The following is a 17,494-nucleotide window of genomic DNA, read 5'->3' as shown; positions in this document are numbered from 1 at the left end:
CTCAGCCGGCCTTCCGGATGAGCGCGAGAATCTCACTCCGCAACTCGGCGAACTGCGGGAGCGCGCGGGAGGCAATCTGGTCGCGCTCCTCCCCCAGATCGATGTCGATGATCCGGGTCACGCGCGCGGGGCGCTCGCCGAGCACGATGACGCGGTCGGAGAGATACACGGCCTCGTCGATGTCGTGCGTGACAACGACGATCGTCATGCCGAACTGCTCGCGCACGCGCAGGCAGAGGTCCTCGAGCTCGAAGCGGGTCTGCGCGTCGACAGAGGCGAACGGCTCATCCATCACGAGCACCTCGGGGCGGTAGGCGATCGCACGCGCGATGGCGACGCGCTGCTGCATGCCGCCGGAGAGCTGCCAGGGGTACTTCGCCTCGGCGCCCGCGAGGCCGACGGCGGCGAGCGCCTGTGCGATGCGCTCCTCGCGCTCGGCCGCGGGGAGACGGAGGTGGCGGAGCGGGAGGCGCACGTTCTTCTCGACTGTGAGCCACGGCATGAGTGAGCGCGTGTACTCCTGGAAGACGAGTGCCATCTCCTCGGGCGGGCCGTCGATCAGCTCGCCGTCGATCCGCGCGGCGCCTGAGGAGATCGACTGCAGCCCAGTGAGGCATTTCAGGAGCGTCGTCTTGCCGATCCCGGAGGGGCCGACGATGCAGGCGATCTCGCCCGCACGGACGTCGAAGGTGAGGTCGGCGATCACTGGGACGCCGCCGCGCTTCGTCTCGTAGGTCTTGGCGAGGCCCTGGACGCTGAGCCGCACGGGCGCGTCGCTGAGCGCGATCCTGGTCATAGATTCTTCTCCTGCTGTTGCGATGCGATATACCAGCGCAGCACGCTGCGCCGGAAGAGGGTGAAGAGGGCCGTCGTCGCGTAGCCGACGACCCCGAGCGTGAGGATGCCCGCCCACATGTCCGCGATGGCGAAGGACTGCTGGGCGAGGAGCGTCCACGCGCCGAGCCCCGTCGATGATCCGAGCATCTCGCTCGCGATCATCACAACGAATGCGGTGATGAGGCCCACCTGCATCCCCGAGAGGATGCGCGGGCCCGCGGCGGGAAGGGTGACCGCGAAGATGCGGTCGACCCAGCCGATCCGGTAGACGCGGGTCACCATGCCGAGCATCTCGTCGGCGCCGCGGATTCCGTCGATCGTCGAGATGAGCACGGGGAACAGCGCGGCGAGCGTGATCGAGATGATGCGCGTCTCGTTCCCGAAGCCGATGAGCGACACGAAGATCGGCACGAGGGCGACGGGCGGGATTGCCCGGAAGAAGTGGACCGTCGGTTCAACGAACCAGGCGAGCGGGCGCACGAGGCCGAGCGCCGCGCCGAGCAGCACGCCGATCGCGCTCGCGAGTGCGAAGGACAGCAGCAGGTTGCCGAGCGAGGAGCCCACGTCGAGCCAGAACTTCGGCGTCTGCGCGACGGTGAGGAGCCGGTCGAGAATCGTCTGCAGCGGCGGGAAGAACGCGTTGCTGGAGCCGGCCGAGGCGAACCACCAGGCCGCGAGCAGCGCTATCGGCACGAGGATCTCCGCGGCGATAAGTACCCCGCGCGGGACGCCGAGCCCGGGCTGGCGCCGCGCCGCGCGGGTGCGCGTGGGGATGGAGGAGGTGAAGACCATCAGGGGCGCTCCGTTCGGTACTGGGGGTGCCAGTGCAGCAGGCGGCGCTCGCCCCACTGGCTCAGCCCCTGGAAGACGAGCCCGAGGGTGCCGAGCAGGAGCACGTAGGCGAACAGCTGTTCCTGGTTGCCCGTGAGCTGGGACAGCAGCAGGCTCTGGCCGAGCCCGGGGCCGCCGCCGAGCAGCCCGGCAACGACGGCGACGATGAGCGCGGTGGGTGCGGCGACGCGCACGGCCGTGCCGATGTAAGGCAGCGCGCTCGGGAGCACGATGCGGGCGAGGATCTCCGCCCGGCCCATGCCGTAGGAGCGGCCCGTCGCCCGCGCGACGGGGTCGGTGTCGAACACCCCGGCGGCCGTCTGCACGGCGATCGCCACGAAGCAGCCGAACGCGACGAGGAAGATCCCCATCCCCGCCGTCGGGCCGAGCACGAGGGCGACGACGGGGAGGATCACGATCGGCGGGATCGGCTTCAGGAACTCGAGGGGCACGCGCGTGGCGTGCATAGCGAGCGGGGAAACGCCGATGCCGACGCCGAGGAGCACGCCGGCGGCGACGGCGATCGCGAGCCCGCTGAGCGCCATGAGCAGGGTGTCTCCGATCGCAGTCAACACCTCGGCGGTGCCGAGGAGGCGGAGGAGCGACGAGAGCGCCTCCCCCGCCGTCGGCAGCGGCGAGCCCGCGAGCGGACCTGCGGTCGCGGCGAGCTGCCAGGCGGCGAGCGCGACGAGGACGCCGAGCGCGCCGGTCCCGGCGCGGAGCAGTGATGCGCGGTTCATGGGTGGGTCTCGTCTGCTCCGCTACTCGGAGACGATGACGCCGTCGAGATCGAGCGGCGCGGGGAGGAAGCCGAGCGCGGCCATCTTCTCGTTCGGACGGGCGAGGTCCTCGGGCAGCACGGCCTCGGGCCAGACAGGCACCTTCACATCGGCGATCGCGAGCGGCGAGTCCGTCGCGTCGAGCCCGGCCTGGATCGCCTCGTCCGGGTGGGCGGTCGCGTACGCATTCGATCTCACGATGGCGCGCTGGAACGCTGCGACAGCATCGGCCTTGCGCTCGAACGTCTGCGCGCCGGTCACCCAGAGGCCCGTCGCACCGGTCTCGAAGAAGCCGATCGAGGGGGCGGCAAGCTGGCGCGCCCCGGCCGTCTCCGCCTCGCTCGTGAACGGGCTCACGAGACCGGCGGCGTCCACCTTGCCGCTCTCGAGCGCCGAGACGGCCGAGGTGAAGTCAAGCACCACCCAGTTCACGCCCGTGGCGGGGTCGATGCCCGCGTCCTCGAGCTCGCCGGCGATCACCACCTCCAGCTGCGCGTTGCGGGCGGGCACGGCGATCGTCTTCCCGGCGAGATCCGCGACCCGCTCGATGCCGCTGCCCACGGCGGCGAAGAGCCCTGTGTCGTCGAACGCCGCGGACTCCGCGTCGGCAACGGGCTCGGCCGGGTAGCCGTCGGCAGCGCCGACGACGCGGAGCTCGACGCCCTGGCTGAGCGCGTTCAGGAGCGGAATGCTCGGCGAGTAGGCGATGTCCACTTGGCCGCCCTGCGCGGCAGCGAGGCCGGCGGGCGGATTGGCCACGATCGAGGTCTCGATCTCGAGCCCTTCCTCCGCGAAGAAGCCCTGCGCGATCCCCGTGAGGAGGCTGCCATCGGAGGTCAGCCCGATCGTCGCGACGCGCAGCGTCTGCGTGCCGCTCTCGGCACCGGCGCCCGCACCGGAGCCCTCGCCCGAGCCCGAGGAGGCGGCCGAGCAGCCGGCGAGGGCGAGCGCCGCTGCGGCGACGAGCGCCGCGGCCCGCAGCGTCCGGGTACGTGTGTTCATGGGTCGACTCCTTCGTCGCTCCGGGGTCGGCTCGGACGAGCCGCCACGATTTAAAATCACCAAACGGTGACTAAAGAATATGCCCCGCACCTGCACGCAAAGATCACAGGGTGATAACGTTTAATCACCAGTTGGAGATTTTCGGGACGCTCCCCGCCCGCAGCGCCCCGGCTCTTCTAGGATCGAGTCACCAGGGAGGTGCGGAGATGCCCAAGATTGTCGATCACGACGAGCGGCGCGCGGAGATCGTGCAGGCGGTGACGCGGATCATCATCCGAGACGGCTTCGACCGGGTCACCATGCGCGGGATCGCCGCGGAGATCGGGTACGCCCACGGCGCGCTCGCGCGCTACTTCCCCGACAAGAAGAGCCTCCTCACCGCGGCGTACCTGCAGGTGTTCAACACCTCGCACGCGGAGACGCTCCGCCGTGTGGGCAGCATCCGCGGCCTCGATGCACTCCGAGAGATGTCGCACGTGCTCCTTCCCTTCGCGGGGATCGGCGCCGAGAAGTCGCGCGTCGTGCTCTCGTTCTGGGACCGCGCGGCGCAGGACGAGGCCCTCCGCGAGATCCACACCGAGGCGATCGTGCGCCGTCGCGGGCTCATCCGGCGCTTCCTCACCGAGGCCGCGGAGGACGGCGAGCTCCGCGCCGACCTCGACCTCGAGATCGCAATCGAGGAGGTCTCCGCGCGGAACGCCGGGTGGCAGATGCTCGCCGTCCTCGTGCCGGACGCGGCGAGCGACGAGAAGCTCAGCGCGAGCCTTGAAGCCCTGATCAACAGCTTCCGCCCCTGCGAGGCGCGCGCATGACGGGCGACGAGCCGCAGCACGGCCACGCCTGCTGCGCCCCCGCGCGCGATGCGCTCGGACAGGACTCCGCGCCACCCCGCGACGCCACCGCTGCCGCGGCTTTCACGCCGGCCTCGTCGGAGCAGACCGGCCCCGCAGGTGCTCCGGTCGGCCGCACACGGCACGAGATCGCGCAGTGCCACGTGCCGGCCCTCAGCTTCATCATGGGGGACGCGCAGGGCGACGGGCTCCCCGAGGACGGCGAGCGTCCGCTCCACGAGGTTTCCCTCGACACTTTTGAGATCGACGCAACCACCGTGACCACCGCGCAATTCGCCCGCTTCGCCGCCGATACCGGCTACGTGAGCGACGCCGAGCGCTTTGGCGTCTCCGCCGTGTTCCACCTCCTCGTCGACGCCCCGAGCGAGGCGATCGTCGGACCCGTCCCCGGGGTGCCGTGGTGGATCTCGGTGCGCGGCGCCGACTTTCGCACCCCCGCGGGCCCGGCCTCGCACGCAGCCCAGGCGGATCCATCGCACCCGGCCGTCCACATCAGCTGGCACGACGCCCAGGCCTACTGCGCCTGGGCGGGACGCAGGCTCCCCACCGAGGCGGAGTGGGAGGCCGCGTCCCGGGGCGGCCTCGACGGCGCGCGCTTCCCCTGGGGCGAGGCCCCGATCGACGGCAGCGACGGGGTGTGGCGAGCGAACGTGTGGCAGGGCACCTTCCCCGCACACAACTCCGCGGCGGACGGCTGGGTCGGCACCGCGCCCGCCGCTCACTTCGCACCGAACGGCTACGGGCTCTTCCAGACCGTGGGGAACGTGTGGGAGTGGTGCGCCGACGGCTTCGCCGCCGACGCATATGAGCGCCACGCGGCGCACGACCCGCGCGGCCCCGCGACGGCGCGCGAGCGCGTGCTGCGCGGCGGAAGCTACCTCTGCCATCCGTCGTACTGCAACCGTTTCCGCAACGCCGGGCGCTCGCGGAACACGCCGGACTCGACGATGGGCAACGCGGGGTTCCGCACGGCCTCGCTCCCTGAGGATCCCCGCCGCCCCCTGCTCCCGCTCCGGGCGCTCGGCGGCTAGCCGGGCCAGGAGCGGGAACGGCTAGCGCTCCCCCGCAAGGATGAAGCGGGCACCCAGCTCACCGATCAAGACGGCCGGGGCGTTCGTGTTGCCCGTGGTGACGCGCGGCATGATCGACGCGTCAATCACCCGGAGGCCTGCGACGCCGTGCACCGCGAGCCGCGGCGAAACGACGGCAAACTCGTCGACCCCCATTTTGCAAGTGCCCACCTGATGGTGGTAAGTCGCGACGGTCCGCCGCACGTACTCTACGAGATCGTCGCCGTCGCCCACCTCGGGTCCCGGGTATACCTCGGTCGCGCCCCAGCCGCCGTCGGCCGCAGAATCGGCGAGCGCGGGCTGCCGCCCGATCGAGCGACACTGCCGCACCGACGCGACGAGCGAGGCCACGTCATCCTCGTGCCCGAGCGCATCGAGATCAATGTTGAGGGGGTCGTCGCTGCCCGCACCCGAGAGCGTGACCGATCCGCGCGCCTGCGGTGTGACGAGCCCCGCCATGAGCGAGAAGCCGTCGCCACTGCGGGGCTCGAGCGTCTCACCGTACATGGGCACGGAGAAGTTGATGGGCTGCGTGTCGGGACGATCGAGCTCGGGCCGGCTCTGCCAGAACAGGTGCGTCTGCGTCACGGAGACCCCCGACTGCGGTGGGCCCACTGGCGTCTCCGTCTCGAAGATGACCGGCGAAAGCAGGTGGTCGTGCAGGTTCTTCCCGACGCCGGGCAGATCGGCGCGCGGTTCGATCCCAATCTCTCGCAGTTCTGCAGCCGGGCCAATCCCTGAGCGAAGCAGCACCCGCGGCGAGTCGATCGCGCCGGCGGCAAGGATCACCTCGTCCGCGAACAGCTCTCGCACCGCGCCGTTCTGCGTGACGCGGACCCCCACGACGCGGGGCCCTTCGCCGGCAGCATCGCCAGCGTCGCCCGACTCCCGCGGCGCAAAGATCAGCTCATCCACGCGCACGCCGACCTCAACGGTCACGCGATCCCGCACTGGTTTCAGGTACGCCATGTAGGTGTCTAGGCGCTCCCCATCGCGCACGGTGATCTGTTGCTGCGAGATCCCCTCGAGCGAGGCACCGTTGTAGTCCGGGTTGTGCTCAAGGCCCTCTTGCACTCCCGCTTCGATGATCGACTGCTGGATCGGAGCGAGCGCATAGTCATCCGTGACGTCGAGCAGCCCGCCGGCCCCGCGAAGCTCAGACGCGCCGCCCGAGAAGTTCTCGATCTCGCGGTACACGGGCAGCACATCTCGCCAGGCCCAGCCCTCGTTGCCGAGTTCCGCCCAGTGGTCGAAGTCTTGCGGGGCGCAGCGCACCCAGATCATCGCGTTGAGCGCGTGCGAGCCCCCGAGCACTTTTCCGCGCGGCAGGTGCATCCGGCGCCCAGCTGCGCCGGGCTGCGGGGTCGTGTAGTAGTCCCAGTCGTCCGCGCTGTGCCACAGCTCCCCCATGCGGCTCAGGTCATGGATCGCAGGGTTCGTGTCCTCGCCGCCAGCCTCAAGCACGGTGACCGAGACCCCCGCGTCGGCGAGGCGGCGGGCCACCACGGAACCGGCGGAGCCGGCCCCCACAACGATGACGCTCCGGGGAACAGGGGAAGCGGGTGACTGAGCCGACATAGGAATCCTCTCCGACGCGGCACCATCGCACGCGTTTCCTTTCTGAGGCTGGCACGCGGTTTCGCCGTGCACGAGGGCGGGCGGAGAGGCGTGCCCGCTCAGTCAAGAGCTCTGCGGTTTGCGACAAGCCGCCGCACTCAGGTGATCTGGGATTTTTCCGTCTACAATGGAGGATAACCAACGCCGGCGAGAGGACAGGGCATGCCCAAAATCATCGATCACGATCAGCGCCGCGCAGAGATTGTCGACGTGACCTGGCAGTTGATCGTGGAGGGCGGCATCGAGGCCGCAACGATGCGCGAGATCGCTGGCCGCGCGGGATTCGCGAACGGTGCACTCAAGCACTATTTCACCGGCAAAGACCAAATCATCCAGGGCGCCTACGAGCGCTCCCTCACGAGCCTTGGCGAACGACTCGTCGCCCACGTGGGCGACGCACGCGGAATCGCGGCGCTCGAGATGTTCATGCGGTACACACTGCCCGTCGAACAAGAGGATGCGACCGCCGCGCGCGTGCTGCTCTCGTTCTGGGAGCGCTGCGCGTTCAGCACGGAGCTCGCTGGCGGCTACGACGCCCACCTCGACAGCTGGCGCGAGGGGTGCCTGCGCTACCTTGCCGAGGGACGCGCCGATGGCGACATCCACTCCCCGCTCTCCGACGCGCAGCTCGCCGATGAGATCGTCATGATGAACATTGGGGCGACCGTCATTCGCGTGGTGAGCCCCGATCGCCTGAGCGCGGAGTCCCTTAACGCGCAGGTGACCGAGTTCATCGCGCGGCTGCGGCGCACGCCGTAGCTACGCGCCTCGCGGCGCGCGGAACGCGAGCACCCGGGCCGGATTGTCAACCATGATGTGCTGGAGCGCGCGTTCAGACACCCCGAACTCCGCGAGGGTCGGGAGGAAGTGGTCGACAATGTAGCCGTAGCCGTGGCCCCCGTACCGCCGCAACTGCACACTCTGACACACGTCGCCCCCGAGCACGAGCTGCGCGCCCCAACCATCGGCAACGAGCTCCGCGAACCCGCGGGCGACCCCGCGGTCGGTGAACGGGAAGAGCGTGCCCCAGGGGCTCCCCGTCGTGCCCAAGAAGTCCGCCTCGACTGTCACCCCACGCGCGAGGAGCCGGCGCGCGAGCGACATGTCATCGGCGATCGTGCCCGCGTGGCCGAAGACCACCCCACTCGGATCCGCGCCCGCGTCCTCGAGCGCGTCGAGCACCCGGAGCTTCTCCTCACCAAACCCGCCCATGTGCAGCGTGATGGGCGCGCCGGTGAGCGCAGCGGCGCGCCCCGCCGCACGGACGCTACGCATCTCCGCGGGCGGCACGGGGGCACCCTCGGCGCCCACCTCGCCAATCACCCCGGCTCGGACGCCCGAGCCACTCGCGCCACCCACGATGTCAGCAACGAGCTCCGCAACGAGCTCATCGTCCGGGCGCTCGGCGAAGCCTCGCGGGTGGATATCTTGCTGGTACCACCCAGACCCCATCACCACGTGCAGGCCCGTCGCGCGGCTGAGCCGAGCGAGCGCACGCGGGTCGCGCCCCACCCCGGCGGGGGTGACCTCAACGAGCGTGCCACCGCCCTGCACTGCAAACACCGAGACCTCCTCGCGCATCATCTCGAAGTCGCCGAGCACGTCGTTGTCGGAGTTCACTTGCCCGCGCCGCACGGCTGCCAGATTGTCGAGCGTCAGCGGCTGCTGCGCGGCTTCCGCCCATTCACCCGGGCGAGGGTTCTGCGAGTGCGCGGGCCGCCGGATGTCGAGGAACACGTGCTCGTGCATGAGCGTGGGCCCCAGAGCATCGGGCTGCACCTCCCCAAGCACCGTCTGCACGAGACCCCGTCGATCCGGGATCGCGAAGTCTTCAAGTGGGGTCGCCATGCGCCGCGGAAACATCAGTGGTCCTCTCGGTCAACACGCAAGAAGCGCGCGAGGTGTGCGCCGCCAACCCCATGGAGCAGTTCGGGCGAGGCGCCCAACACGCCGAGGTAGGGCAGAAACTGGGTGTGCACGAATTCAAGCCCGCCCCCGCCGAACTGGCTCAGGCGATGTTTGGCGCGTACCCCGGCGCTCACCATGAGGAGGTGCCCCACCCCCTGCTCAGCAGCGCGAAGTATGGCGCACGCGACGTCGTGATCCGAGACCACCGTCGCCACGCTGGGCACACGGCCAAGGTCGTCGAATACCGCCCCGGCACCATGCTCGCCAAGCAACTCGATGAGCTGGTCAAGCAGATCGGGATCGGCGCCCACACCGGGCACACCGGGCGCATGCACCGCTGCAATGAGTCCGGCGACGCCCGTAATCAGCACACGCGAGCCGAAAAGCCCGGCGCCGGCGACCCGCGCCAGGACGCGCCTGAGTTCCGGCAGCCCGCCCACGGGTGCGAGCGCGAGCGGCAGGTCCGCGGCGGCGGCCCGTGCCGCCGCTTGTTCGAGCAGCGCCGGGCTCTCGGCCGACACCGCCCCCACGAGGCCCGCGTCCGAGAGATCGGGATCCGTGGGCGAGGCGCCGCGGACGATCGCAACGCCGCTCTCACCACCCAACCGGCCGAGCGCGCCGGGCACCCGAGCTTCGCGGCCTACCTCTGGTGCCAGCGCAACCACCAGGGGCGTTCCCGGTATCACTGCCCCGTTGGGATCAGCCAGCGCGCGCACCCAGCGCCGGAGCGCCTCCCCCGCTTCCGCCTCACCCAGCGTCTCGTCGTCGCGGTTCATCGCGCCGAGCTGCAGTGCGCCGAGGCGGTGCATGGTGACGGGCGCGCGGTCGAATGCGGCATCGCTTGCGGGCGTGCCGGTGTTGCCGTGGCGGGGCGCCGGGACGTGAAGGAGCACCTCGGCCGCGAGCGCGGGTCCGATCGATGCGGCGTCGATCGGACCCTCGAGCGTGCGAATGAGTCGCGCGCGCTGCGCCTCCGCGGCGGGATCACTCCCCATGGCGCACCCCTAGACCGCGGTCGCGACGAGCACGCGCGGGCTCCCGGGGAGCGACACGAGTCGCTCGACGGCCCAGCCGGTCTCGGCAAGCCAGCCCTCAACCTCGGCGATGGGGTACACAACCGTGCCATCGATGTTGAAGTACTCTCCCGCGTGTAGCGCATCGATGCTGCGCTGCGTCGCGTCTTCGTCGAGGAAGAAGTCCAGGAGCATCAGCTTCGCACCGGCGACTGCAGCGCCTCGCGCTGCGGCAAGGATGGCCTGATTCTGCGCCGCATCGAAGCGGTGCAGCACGTGGGTGAGCAGCACGAGATCATGCTCCCCGCCGGGCTCGGTGCTCTCCGTCTCCCCCTCTTCAACCGTCACGCGCGACGTGTAGCCCGCACGCTCGGCCTCAGCCGCGATCGACTCGGTGAAGCCCGGCGCGTACACGAAGCGGGTGGTGAGTTCCGGGTTCTGCGCCATGGCGGCGAACGAGAAGCCTGCGGCAAGCCCGCCGAAGTCGAGCGCGTTTCGGAAACTCGTGAAGTCAAACGCGGCGCCGAACTGCTCAGCGTGCAGGGCGTTGTACGTCATTACGCCCGCCATGAAGTCGCCCCAGCCCGCCTCGTCGAGCTCCAGCGTGCCCGCAGCGTCGGTGTCGACGGTGCGATCGTAGCCGAGCCACTGCGGGTAGCTGATGTCGTTCAGAAACGCGACGAAGGGAGACAGATCGATCTCACCGCCGCCGGCGAGATACTGCTTCGCGTCTTCAGCAAGGCTGTAGCGCCCGGCGGCACGATCGAGGAGCCCGAGGCCGTTCATCGCGTCAGCGAGCGTGCGCACCTGGCGCTCCGAGTGCTGCGTAGCGGAAGCGAGCCCCGCGAGATCCTGGGGTCCGTCCGCGAGTGCGCGGAACAGGCCGATACGGGTCGCGGCAGCGAGCTGCTTCGCGCCCATGAAGCCGATCGCGATATCGACGATGCGGGTGGGAGTAGCGGTCATGACGGGGTCCTTCACTGTCGTGGCCGCCCGCGTGCACGGGACGGCGGTGTCCGAGTCTTGCTGCCGAAAGTCTACGAACGTAGACACACAAAGTCCAGTGCGCGTCGGGTTTATTTTCTACTAGCATAGAAAAACGCGATGACGCGGTACCTCCGCACTCCGTCCCCAGGCTTCGCCCACGAAAGGTTCCGCAATGACGCTTGCCGTACACCACTTTCCGTTCGACCACGCTGCCCCCGCAGCCGTGCCACCCGTGGCCCTGCTCCACGGCTTTGCCTCCTCATCAGAGGACGACTTTCTCGCGACCGGCTGGGTCGCCGCACTACACGCGGCCGGCCGCTCAGTCGTAGCGATCGACCTCCCCGGTCACGGTGACAGCCCCGCCATCTCGGCCCCCTCTGCGGCGACCACAGGGGCGGTGCTCGACGCACTGAGCACCGCGCTCTCCGCAGCGGCGGGTGACGGCACGATCGACGTTCTCGGCTATTCGCTCGGCGGGAGGCTTGCGTGGGACCTACCGGCCCGCACCCCACAGATTCGCCGGCTCGTACTCGGTGGGGTCAGCCCCAGCGAACCCTTCGCCGCGGTGGATGCCGCAGAGCTCGCTGCAGCGCTCGGCGGCGAGACTCCCACGAACCCGCTGGTGGGAATGATGGCCGGAATGATCTCGGCCCCGGGCCGCGACACTGCTTCGCTCGCTCGCCTCATTCCCGGCCTCGCGACAGAACCGTTCATTCCCTCGGCAGCGGCGCCGGGGATCCCCACCCTGCTCGTCGCGGGCGGAGACGACCCGATGACCGCGGGGAGTGACGCACTTCTCGCGGAGCTCGCGGCGGGATCTTTCACCACCGTACCCGGCGACCATCGAGGCGCGCTTGACAGCCCCGAGTTCCGCTCGGCCGCGGTCGAGTTCCTCGCGAGCTAAGCGTGCGATCGCGTGTGGCCCCGCGGCACTCACCACGGGGCCACACGGCGTCACCCAGAGACTAGTCGCCAGGCCCGGCCGGCGCCCACACACCATCGGCGCGTACCTCGCGATCCAGCCAGAGCTCGGCCGTGAGCTCACGGAGCCGCGCGGCCCCTTCGCGCTCCAAGAGCGCAATCGCCCCGAGATTATCCTCCAGCTGAGAGACACGCGAGGCACCAAACAGCACGTTCGCGGTTGCCGGGTTCGCAAGACAGAACGCGAGCCCCAGCTGCGCGGGGGTCGCCCCAAGCGCCGTCGAGATGCGCTCCACCTCAGGGTAGATCGCCACAATTCGGTCTCGAATCTCGCCGACATCCGCACCGATCTTTCGTGCGGGCGCCAACTTGCCAACCAGGATTCCCCCCTCGAAGGCGTCAGAGGCCTGCAGCGCGAGCGTGCCATCCGCAAACCAGCCGCCGTAGTACTCTCCCTCCGCCATACTGCGGCGCACGAGGCCATACTTGAGCTGCGCGAAGCTCGGCGGCGTGAGCCCCTCTGCAGCGGCCGTGTCGAGGGCGAGCTGCAGCGCACCTGCTGTCCAATTGTTGACCCCCCAACTCGCAAAGCTGCCGCGGAGGATCTCAGCGTGCACGTCGCGAACCACCTGCGCGATATCGATATCACCGAAAAAGTCCCCCACCACCACGGTGTCGAACGACTCGGGACCCCCGCGCCCCGCCCCAATCCGCTCCAGCGAAACATCCATCTGCTCCGCAAACCCCGTCACGGGATACTCCCAGAGCCACAGTTTTCCGCAGAGCTGATACGCCGAACGGTCGAGCGCCAGCTCGCGCAGGGTCTCGCCGAAGAGGAGATCCGTGCGCGAAGCCTCGGCATGGGGTCCCATGTTGTAGTACGCCACGTCGAAGAACGCGGCCCCTACCTCCACCGCCCTCGCCATGAGCGCACGACGCGCGGGGGCAGCCATGCGATCCCAGATGTTCCAGGATCCGAGCGCAAAGACCGGCACCTCGGGGCCGTTCGGGCCCAGCGCTCGCCGCGGAACCGTGCCAGTGAATGTCATATCTGCCTCCTCGCAGCCGCGCCACCGCGGGTACACCTCGCGGTTCGCTCGTTTATTTTCTACAATCGTATAATATAAGGCGCGTTCCCTCCAGCCCTGCCCTGGGCTGACCACAAGACACAGGAGTCTGCACATGACTACAGCACGCACCGTTCTCATTACCGGCGGCGCCGGCGGAATCGGCCAGGCAATCGCCCGAGCGGTCACCGCTCACGGCGATCACGCCATCCTTGCCGATCGCGACATTGATGCAGCCCAGGTGGCGGCCGCAGAGCTCGGCGGCACTGCGCGCGCCATCTCGCTCGACATCACCGACCCGACCGCAATCGAGGCAGGCTTCGCTTCGCTCGCCGAGCGCGGAGGTGTCGACACGCTCGTGAACAACGCCGGAATCCTGTCCGTCCACGGCGCCGTCACCGAGCTCGCACCCGAGGCGTACCGCTCCATCCTGGAGGTCAATGTGCTCGGCACGTTTGCGATGACCCAGGCCTTCGCCCGCCACCGCATCGCGCTGGGTGGCGGTGGCAGCATTGTGAACATCTCATCAATCGGCGGCCGCCAACCCACGCCGGGAATGGGGGCCTATGAGTCCAGCAAGGCGGCCGTCGACTCCCTCACCCGCTGGGCCGCGATCGAGCTTGCCGGCCACGGCATTCGCGTCAACGCCGTGGCCCCGGGCCCCGTGCTCACTCCCATGCTCGAGCAAGGTATGCCTGAGGGCTCACCCGCGCGCGCCGCATGGGCCAGCCGGATCCCGCTCGGCGACCTTGCACGCGTTGAGCAGGTCGCCGATGCGGTGAGCTATCTCGCCAGCGAAAAGGCCGCCCACATCACCGGGGTGAGCCTGCCCGTCGATGGCGGGCAGCTGCTCACCTAAGGCCCCGAAGCAATGCGTGCGGCCCGAGACCGGCTCGCCGGTCCGGGCCGCACGCAAGCTAGGCACCGCGCTCGAACACCACGCGCCCGGCGAGCACCGTGGCATCCACTGCCACACCGGGCAAGCCCTCCGCGCCAACCGCGAAGGGATCACGCTCGAGCACCACAAGGTCAGCGACCATTCCCGCCTCCAGCGCGCCCTTCCACTGCGCCGCGCGATCCTGCGCCGCGGGAATGGAGGTGTAGCAGCGCAGCCACCCCGCAAGACGTTCGTGCTTCGCCGCCGCATCAGCCGAGCCGCCCGTCGCGAGCACCCGCGCCTCCGCGTCGGCGATTCCGCGCCGCCAATCAAAGTCCAGCACGGGAGCATCTGAGGAGAGCACCAGCACCCCAGCGCGACGTGCCACCTCGAGCGGCCAGGCCAAATTCGCCACCTCCGCGCCGAGCGCACCAGCGAGCCACTCCCCCGTGCGCGCAGCGATGCCCGCCTGCGTGTTCAGCCATACACCGAGCCGGGACATTCGCGCCACCTGCTCCGCCGAGACCAGGTCACCGTGAATGATGACATGTCCGAGCTCGCGCACGCTCGGCGCCCCCGACTCCGCTGCCGCAGCCTCGAACGCATCGAGCGCAAGCTCGATCGTGCGATCGCCGGTGGCATGGAGGCCGACCTGCAGGCCCGCGCGGTGCGCCGCCTGGAGCATCTCGCCGAGCCCCGCAGCCTTCGCGTCGATTCCCTCGCCCACCACCAAGAGGTCTCCGTGGGTCCCGTCGTCGTAGCTGTGCGTCGTCCAGGCCTGACGGGTGAGCGGAATGAGGTCGCCGAAAATCTTGACGCCGGGAACCGCGAACCACTCGGGGTCGCTCTCGCCCGCAAGCTCGCCGTGCCGCGCAATCCCCGCGCACACCGTAGCCACCTCGCTCGGCCCGTCGAGCACCCCGTGGAGCGCGAGGAGCGTGACGCGTTGGCGCAACTCGCCTGCCGCCGCGAGCTCACGATAGATGTCGATCACCTCTGTGTGGAAGCTGCCGGTCTCCCCCGCGTCCTCCCCCGGACCGATGCCGGGCTCGGTGTAGCTCGTCACCCCGAGCTCCGAGAGCAGTTCGCCCGCCCGGAGAATGGCGGCGCGGCGCTCCGCGCGAGTGCGCACGAGTGGGCCGGCCGCCGGGGCAGCGAGCGCATCACCCTCCGCATCGGCCGCGGCGCCCGGATCCCCAAACAGAGTGTGCGGCCACCGCGCACCCAGCCAGGAGCCGTGTAGGTGCGAGTCATTGATTCCCGGGAGCACTGCGCGGCCCCCAAGCTCAACCACGCGAGTGTGCGGTCCGATCCACGTCGAGATCTCGGCATCACTGCCCACCGCGGCGATGCGGTCGCCCACAATCGCCACCGCCGTTTCGCATCGCGCGTCGGCGTCCATGACATGGACCACCCCACCGCGCAGCACGAGCTCAGCAGTGTCGCGCGGTGGGCGCAGCGCAGGATTCAACATCGTTCCCCCTTCGTTGGGACGGACCGGCGGGGTCAAGACAGCCCTCGCGCTTATGGTCAACGTGTGTAGAATAAAACCTACACGATCGGCGCCTCAGGCAACGAGGCCGCGCCGAATCCCGGATTGGAGCCCTCAATGACGATTCCCACGTCCACCCGTGCTGCGGTGCTGACCACGCATGGAGCCCCGCTCGAACTGCAGGACCTTCCCCTTCCCCGGGAGATCGAGCCGGGCGCCGCGCTCGTGCGGATCACCTGCACCACGCTCTGCGGCACCGACATCGAGATCTGGGCGGGCAAGATGAGCTTCCCCGGCATGCTGCCCATGATGCTCGGCCACGAAATGGTGGGCGAGATCGTCGCCGTCGGCGAGGGCACCGTTGACGCACTCGGCGCCCCACTCGGGGTAGGCGATCGCATCGGCTGGTCTGAATCGGTCTGCGGCGAGTGTTTTGGCTGCACGGTGCTCCGTGAGCCCGTGGCGTGCGCGAAGCGCGGCTACGGCTTCATGCAGCGCACCGACGTGCCGCCCTACGCCACCGCGGGACTCTCCGAGTACGCCTACGTCACCCCGGGCGCCCAGAAGCTCCGGCTTCCCGCCGAGGTGAAGGACACGTGGGCCGCCGCCGCAGGCTGCGCGGCGAAGACCGTGCTCCGTGCGTTCGATCGCGCGGGAGGCGTGCGGCCCGGATCTCGCGTCGTGGTGCAGGGATCCGGCGCACTCGGCCTGTTTGCCACCGCGGTCGCGAGCATCTCCGGCGCCGGCACCGTCATCACCGCCGGCGCCCCCGCTGCCCGACTCGAGCTCGCGCAGCGCTTCGGCGCGAGCCACACGGTCGACATTGCGGGCGGTTCGGAGGCCACGGTCGCGCGCGTGCACGAGCTCACGAATGGCCAGGGAGCCGACCTCGTGCTCGACTTCGCGGGAGCGCCAAGCATCGGCCCCGAGGCGGTCGGGATGGCCGCGCAGCGCGGCACGATTGCCATCGTCGGGTCCACGGGCCCCACGGGTGACGCGTTTCCCCTCTCGGCGATCATGGGCAAGGAGCTCACCGTCGTCGGCTCGCTGAACGGTGATGTCTCCGACTACTACCGCTCGATCGAGTTCTTCCGCATCTTCGCCGACCGATTCCCGTGGGACGAGCTGTTCTCTGAGCCGTGCGGCCTCGATGACGCATCCGACCGCATCGCCAACATGCACGAGCTGCGCGAGGTCAAGGCGGTCATCGACCCGCGCCTCCCCCGCCGCGCCTAGCCCGCCCCTCGCGCCCCCAGTTCATGAAAGGACACGCAATGACGCACCCGCTGGTTCCCCACCGCCGGATCGGCACGAGCGCGCTCGAGACCTCAGTCTTCGCGCTCGGATCGTGGCATATCTATGACCGTATGCACTTCGAGGATGCCGTGCAGCTCGTTCGCACGGCGATCGACCACGGCATCACTCTGTTCGATGTCGGCGTCTACGCCGCCCCCGGCGGCCCGCCCGCGTTCACTGATGTGCTCTTCTCGGCCATCACCCGCGCCGCCGGAGTGGCACGCGACGACTACCTCCTCTCAGAGAAGCTCTGGGTCGAGGGCTGGGATGAGCAGACCGGCTTCCGCAGCCAGCTCGACGGGGCGCTCTTCCGCGTGGGTGCCGAGCACGCCGATCTCGTCATTCTCGGGGACCTCCGCCGCGACGACCTCGCGCTCCGAGACATCGTGCTGAACCTCGCAGAACTCACCGCCGACGGGCTCATCCGCGCCTGGGGTGTGAACAACTGGTCGGCGTCGAACGTAACCGCGCTGCTCGACATTGCCGATGCCGAGGGCGTCCCAGGCCCTGAGATCGCGCAGCTGAAATACAGCGTGTCGCGACGTTCGATCCCGGACGGCGAGCCGTTCGGGCGCGTATTCGCACGTGGGCTCTCGATGCAGGCCTCCGACGTGATGGAGGGCGGCTACCTCGCAGGGAAGGTGTCGACCGAGCGCGAAGTGGGGCGCGATCCCGGCGGAATCCGACAGCGCATCATCGACGACGTTCCCGGTTTCGTCGCGCTCGCGGAACAGCTCGGCGCGACCCCCGCCCAGCTCGCCATCGCGTTCACACTCACTCACCCCGCCACCGCCACCACACTGTTCGGGGCCTCGAGCGTCGCGCAACTCGAGGCAAACCTCGGCAGCCTCGAACTGCTCGAGCGCGTCGGCTCCGCGGACATCCGGGCGAGCGTGGAACCGTTCTGGGCCGACCGCGGCCTCGTCGACCCCGAAGGGCCGTGAAC

At 69.6% G+C, this 17,494-nt stretch carries 17 protein-coding genes; 7 read left to right on the top strand and 10 right to left on the bottom strand.

The annotated features are described in order from the left end of the window. Position 1 precedes the first annotated feature (1 nt). Genes ACR81A_RS05860 through ACR81A_RS05845 form a run of 4 tightly spaced genes read right to left on the bottom strand, consistent with a single transcriptional unit; the run spans position 2 to position 3,449 of the window. The gene (locus ACR81A_RS05860) at positions 2–796 is read right to left on the bottom strand and encodes an ABC transporter ATP-binding protein (protein WP_440312985.1); all 795 of its coding nucleotides are present in this window, start codon (positions 794–796) and stop codon (positions 2–4) included. Then, positions 793–1,629 carry an ABC transporter permease gene (locus ACR81A_RS05855; RefSeq protein ID WP_440312984.1) on the bottom strand — a complete coding sequence of 279 codons (837 nt, stop codon included), beginning with the start codon at positions 1,627–1,629 and terminating at the stop codon, positions 793–795. The genes ACR81A_RS05860 and ACR81A_RS05855 overlap by 4 nt, the downstream gene beginning before the upstream one ends. Continuing rightward, positions 1,629–2,408 (bottom strand): ABC transporter permease, encoded by a 780-nt coding sequence (locus tag ACR81A_RS05850; RefSeq protein WP_440312983.1) that lies wholly within the window; start codon positions 2,406–2,408, stop codon positions 1,629–1,631. The genes ACR81A_RS05855 and ACR81A_RS05850 overlap by 1 nt, the downstream gene beginning before the upstream one ends. 21 nt (positions 2,409–2,429) lie before the next feature. Further along, on the bottom strand, positions 2,430–3,449 hold the full coding sequence (locus ACR81A_RS05845) for an ABC transporter substrate-binding protein (protein WP_440312982.1): 1,020 nt from the start codon (positions 3,447–3,449) through the stop codon (positions 2,430–2,432). A 206-nt stretch (positions 3,450–3,655) separates the two neighbouring features. Between ACR81A_RS05845 and ACR81A_RS05840 the strand changes: the two genes are divergently transcribed. Continuing rightward, a complete protein-coding gene (locus ACR81A_RS05840) occupies positions 3,656–4,261 on the top strand; it encodes a TetR/AcrR family transcriptional regulator (RefSeq protein WP_440312981.1) in 606 nt (201 codons plus the stop codon). Then, positions 4,258–5,331 (top strand): formylglycine-generating enzyme family protein, encoded by a 1,074-nt coding sequence (locus tag ACR81A_RS05835; protein WP_440312980.1) that lies wholly within the window; start codon positions 4,258–4,260, stop codon positions 5,329–5,331. Before ACR81A_RS05840 ends, ACR81A_RS05835 begins: the two co-directional genes overlap by 4 nt. A 21-nt stretch (positions 5,332–5,352) precedes the next feature. Here ACR81A_RS05835 and ACR81A_RS05830 read toward each other — a convergent pair whose 3' ends face one another. Beyond that, a complete protein-coding gene (locus ACR81A_RS05830) occupies positions 5,353–6,948 on the bottom strand; it encodes a GMC family oxidoreductase (RefSeq protein WP_440312979.1) in 1,596 nt (531 codons plus the stop codon). 201 nt (positions 6,949–7,149) lie between these two features. Here ACR81A_RS05830 and ACR81A_RS05825 point away from each other — a divergent pair, with 201 nt between their 5' ends. Next, positions 7,150–7,746, top strand: coding sequence for a TetR/AcrR family transcriptional regulator (locus ACR81A_RS05825; RefSeq protein ID WP_202382047.1), 597 nt, complete (start codon positions 7,150–7,152; stop codon positions 7,744–7,746). On the opposite strand, the gene ACR81A_RS05820 is transcribed toward ACR81A_RS05825, so the two are convergent. Genes ACR81A_RS05820 through ACR81A_RS05810 form a run of 3 tightly spaced genes read right to left on the bottom strand, consistent with a single transcriptional unit; the run spans position 7,747 to position 10,874 of the window. After that, the gene (locus tag ACR81A_RS05820; protein WP_440312978.1) at positions 7,747–8,835 is read right to left on the bottom strand and encodes a phosphotriesterase family protein; all 1,089 of its coding nucleotides are present in this window, start codon (positions 8,833–8,835) and stop codon (positions 7,747–7,749) included. A 14-nt stretch (positions 8,836–8,849) separates the two neighbouring features. Further along, complete coding sequence (locus tag ACR81A_RS05815) at positions 8,850–9,890, bottom strand: hypothetical protein (RefSeq protein ID WP_202382045.1); 1,041 nt, start codon at positions 9,888–9,890, stop codon at positions 8,850–8,852. 9 nt (positions 9,891–9,899) lie between these two features. Continuing rightward, positions 9,900–10,874, bottom strand: coding sequence for a methyltransferase (locus ACR81A_RS05810; protein WP_440312977.1), 975 nt, complete (start codon positions 10,872–10,874; stop codon positions 9,900–9,902). 193 nt (positions 10,875–11,067) lie between these two features. On the opposite strand from ACR81A_RS05810, the gene ACR81A_RS05805 reads away from it, so the two are divergent. Then, a complete protein-coding gene (locus ACR81A_RS05805; RefSeq protein ID WP_440312976.1) occupies positions 11,068–11,799 on the top strand; it encodes an alpha/beta fold hydrolase in 732 nt (243 codons plus the stop codon). Between the two features lie 61 nt (positions 11,800–11,860). Here ACR81A_RS05805 and ACR81A_RS05800 read toward each other — a convergent pair whose 3' ends face one another. Next, positions 11,861–12,865 carry an aldo/keto reductase gene (locus ACR81A_RS05800; RefSeq protein ID WP_440312975.1) on the bottom strand — a complete coding sequence of 335 codons (1,005 nt, stop codon included), beginning with the start codon at positions 12,863–12,865 and terminating at the stop codon, positions 11,861–11,863. A 133-nt stretch (positions 12,866–12,998) separates the two neighbouring features. Here ACR81A_RS05800 and ACR81A_RS05795 point away from each other — a divergent pair, with 133 nt between their 5' ends. Further along, positions 12,999–13,742: an SDR family NAD(P)-dependent oxidoreductase gene (locus ACR81A_RS05795; RefSeq protein WP_440312974.1), complete on the top strand. Its 744-nt coding sequence runs from the start codon at positions 12,999–13,001 to the stop codon at positions 13,740–13,742. A 58-nt stretch (positions 13,743–13,800) separates the two neighbouring features. Here ACR81A_RS05795 and ACR81A_RS05790 read toward each other — a convergent pair whose 3' ends face one another. Next, complete coding sequence (locus ACR81A_RS05790) at positions 13,801–15,234, bottom strand: amidohydrolase family protein (RefSeq protein ID WP_440312973.1); 1,434 nt, start codon at positions 15,232–15,234, stop codon at positions 13,801–13,803. A gap of 135 nt (positions 15,235–15,369) precedes the next feature. Here ACR81A_RS05790 and ACR81A_RS05785 point away from each other — a divergent pair, with 135 nt between their 5' ends. Next, a complete protein-coding gene (locus ACR81A_RS05785) occupies positions 15,370–16,488 on the top strand; it encodes a zinc-binding dehydrogenase (RefSeq protein ID WP_202382039.1) in 1,119 nt (372 codons plus the stop codon). A 38-nt stretch (positions 16,489–16,526) separates the two neighbouring features. Beyond that, complete coding sequence (locus tag ACR81A_RS05780; RefSeq protein ID WP_440312972.1) at positions 16,527–17,492, top strand: aldo/keto reductase; 966 nt, start codon at positions 16,527–16,529, stop codon at positions 17,490–17,492. The last annotated feature ends 2 nt before the right edge of the window (positions 17,493–17,494 follow it).

This window comes from Leucobacter chromiireducens, assembly GCF_051993095.1.
Classification (GTDB): domain Bacteria; phylum Actinomycetota; class Actinomycetes; order Actinomycetales; family Microbacteriaceae; genus Leucobacter; species Leucobacter chromiireducens.
The sequence above is the reverse complement of the archived record's forward strand: the minus strand, read 5'-3'. Positions and strand labels throughout refer to the sequence as shown.

Excerpts from the sequence above, each read along its gene's own strand:
- ACR81A_RS05860 (WP_440312985.1), bottom strand. The coding sequence starts at position 796 with ATGACCAGGATCGCGCTCAGCGACGCGCCCGTGCGGCTCAGCGTCCAG.
- ACR81A_RS05855 (WP_440312984.1), bottom strand. The coding sequence starts at position 1,629 with ATGGTCTTCACCTCCTCCATCCCCACGCGCACCCGCGCGGCGCGGCGC.
- ACR81A_RS05850 (WP_440312983.1), bottom strand. The coding sequence starts at position 2,408 with ATGAACCGCGCATCACTGCTCCGCGCCGGGACCGGCGCGCTCGGCGTC.
- ACR81A_RS05845 (WP_440312982.1), bottom strand. The coding sequence starts at position 3,449 with ATGAACACACGTACCCGGACGCTGCGGGCCGCGGCGCTCGTCGCCGCA.
- ACR81A_RS05840 (WP_440312981.1), top strand. The coding sequence starts at position 3,656 with ATGCCCAAGATTGTCGATCACGACGAGCGGCGCGCGGAGATCGTGCAG.
- ACR81A_RS05835 (WP_440312980.1), top strand. The coding sequence starts at position 4,258 with ATGACGGGCGACGAGCCGCAGCACGGCCACGCCTGCTGCGCCCCCGCG.
- ACR81A_RS05830 (WP_440312979.1), bottom strand. The coding sequence starts at position 6,948 with ATGTCGGCTCAGTCACCCGCTTCCCCTGTTCCCCGGAGCGTCATCGTT.
- ACR81A_RS05825 (WP_202382047.1), top strand. The coding sequence starts at position 7,150 with ATGCCCAAAATCATCGATCACGATCAGCGCCGCGCAGAGATTGTCGAC.
- ACR81A_RS05820 (WP_440312978.1), bottom strand. The coding sequence starts at position 8,835 with ATGGCGACCCCACTTGAAGACTTCGCGATCCCGGATCGACGGGGTCTC.
- ACR81A_RS05815 (WP_202382045.1), bottom strand. The coding sequence starts at position 9,890 with ATGGGGAGTGATCCCGCCGCGGAGGCGCAGCGCGCGCGACTCATTCGC.
- ACR81A_RS05810 (WP_440312977.1), bottom strand. The coding sequence starts at position 10,874 with ATGACCGCTACTCCCACCCGCATCGTCGATATCGCGATCGGCTTCATG.
- ACR81A_RS05805 (WP_440312976.1), top strand. The coding sequence starts at position 11,068 with ATGACGCTTGCCGTACACCACTTTCCGTTCGACCACGCTGCCCCCGCA.
- ACR81A_RS05800 (WP_440312975.1), bottom strand. The coding sequence starts at position 12,865 with ATGACATTCACTGGCACGGTTCCGCGGCGAGCGCTGGGCCCGAACGGC.
- ACR81A_RS05795 (WP_440312974.1), top strand. The coding sequence starts at position 12,999 with ATGACTACAGCACGCACCGTTCTCATTACCGGCGGCGCCGGCGGAATC.
- ACR81A_RS05790 (WP_440312973.1), bottom strand. The coding sequence starts at position 15,234 with ATGTTGAATCCTGCGCTGCGCCCACCGCGCGACACTGCTGAGCTCGTG.
- ACR81A_RS05785 (WP_202382039.1), top strand. The coding sequence starts at position 15,370 with ATGACGATTCCCACGTCCACCCGTGCTGCGGTGCTGACCACGCATGGA.
- ACR81A_RS05780 (WP_440312972.1), top strand. The coding sequence starts at position 16,527 with ATGACGCACCCGCTGGTTCCCCACCGCCGGATCGGCACGAGCGCGCTC.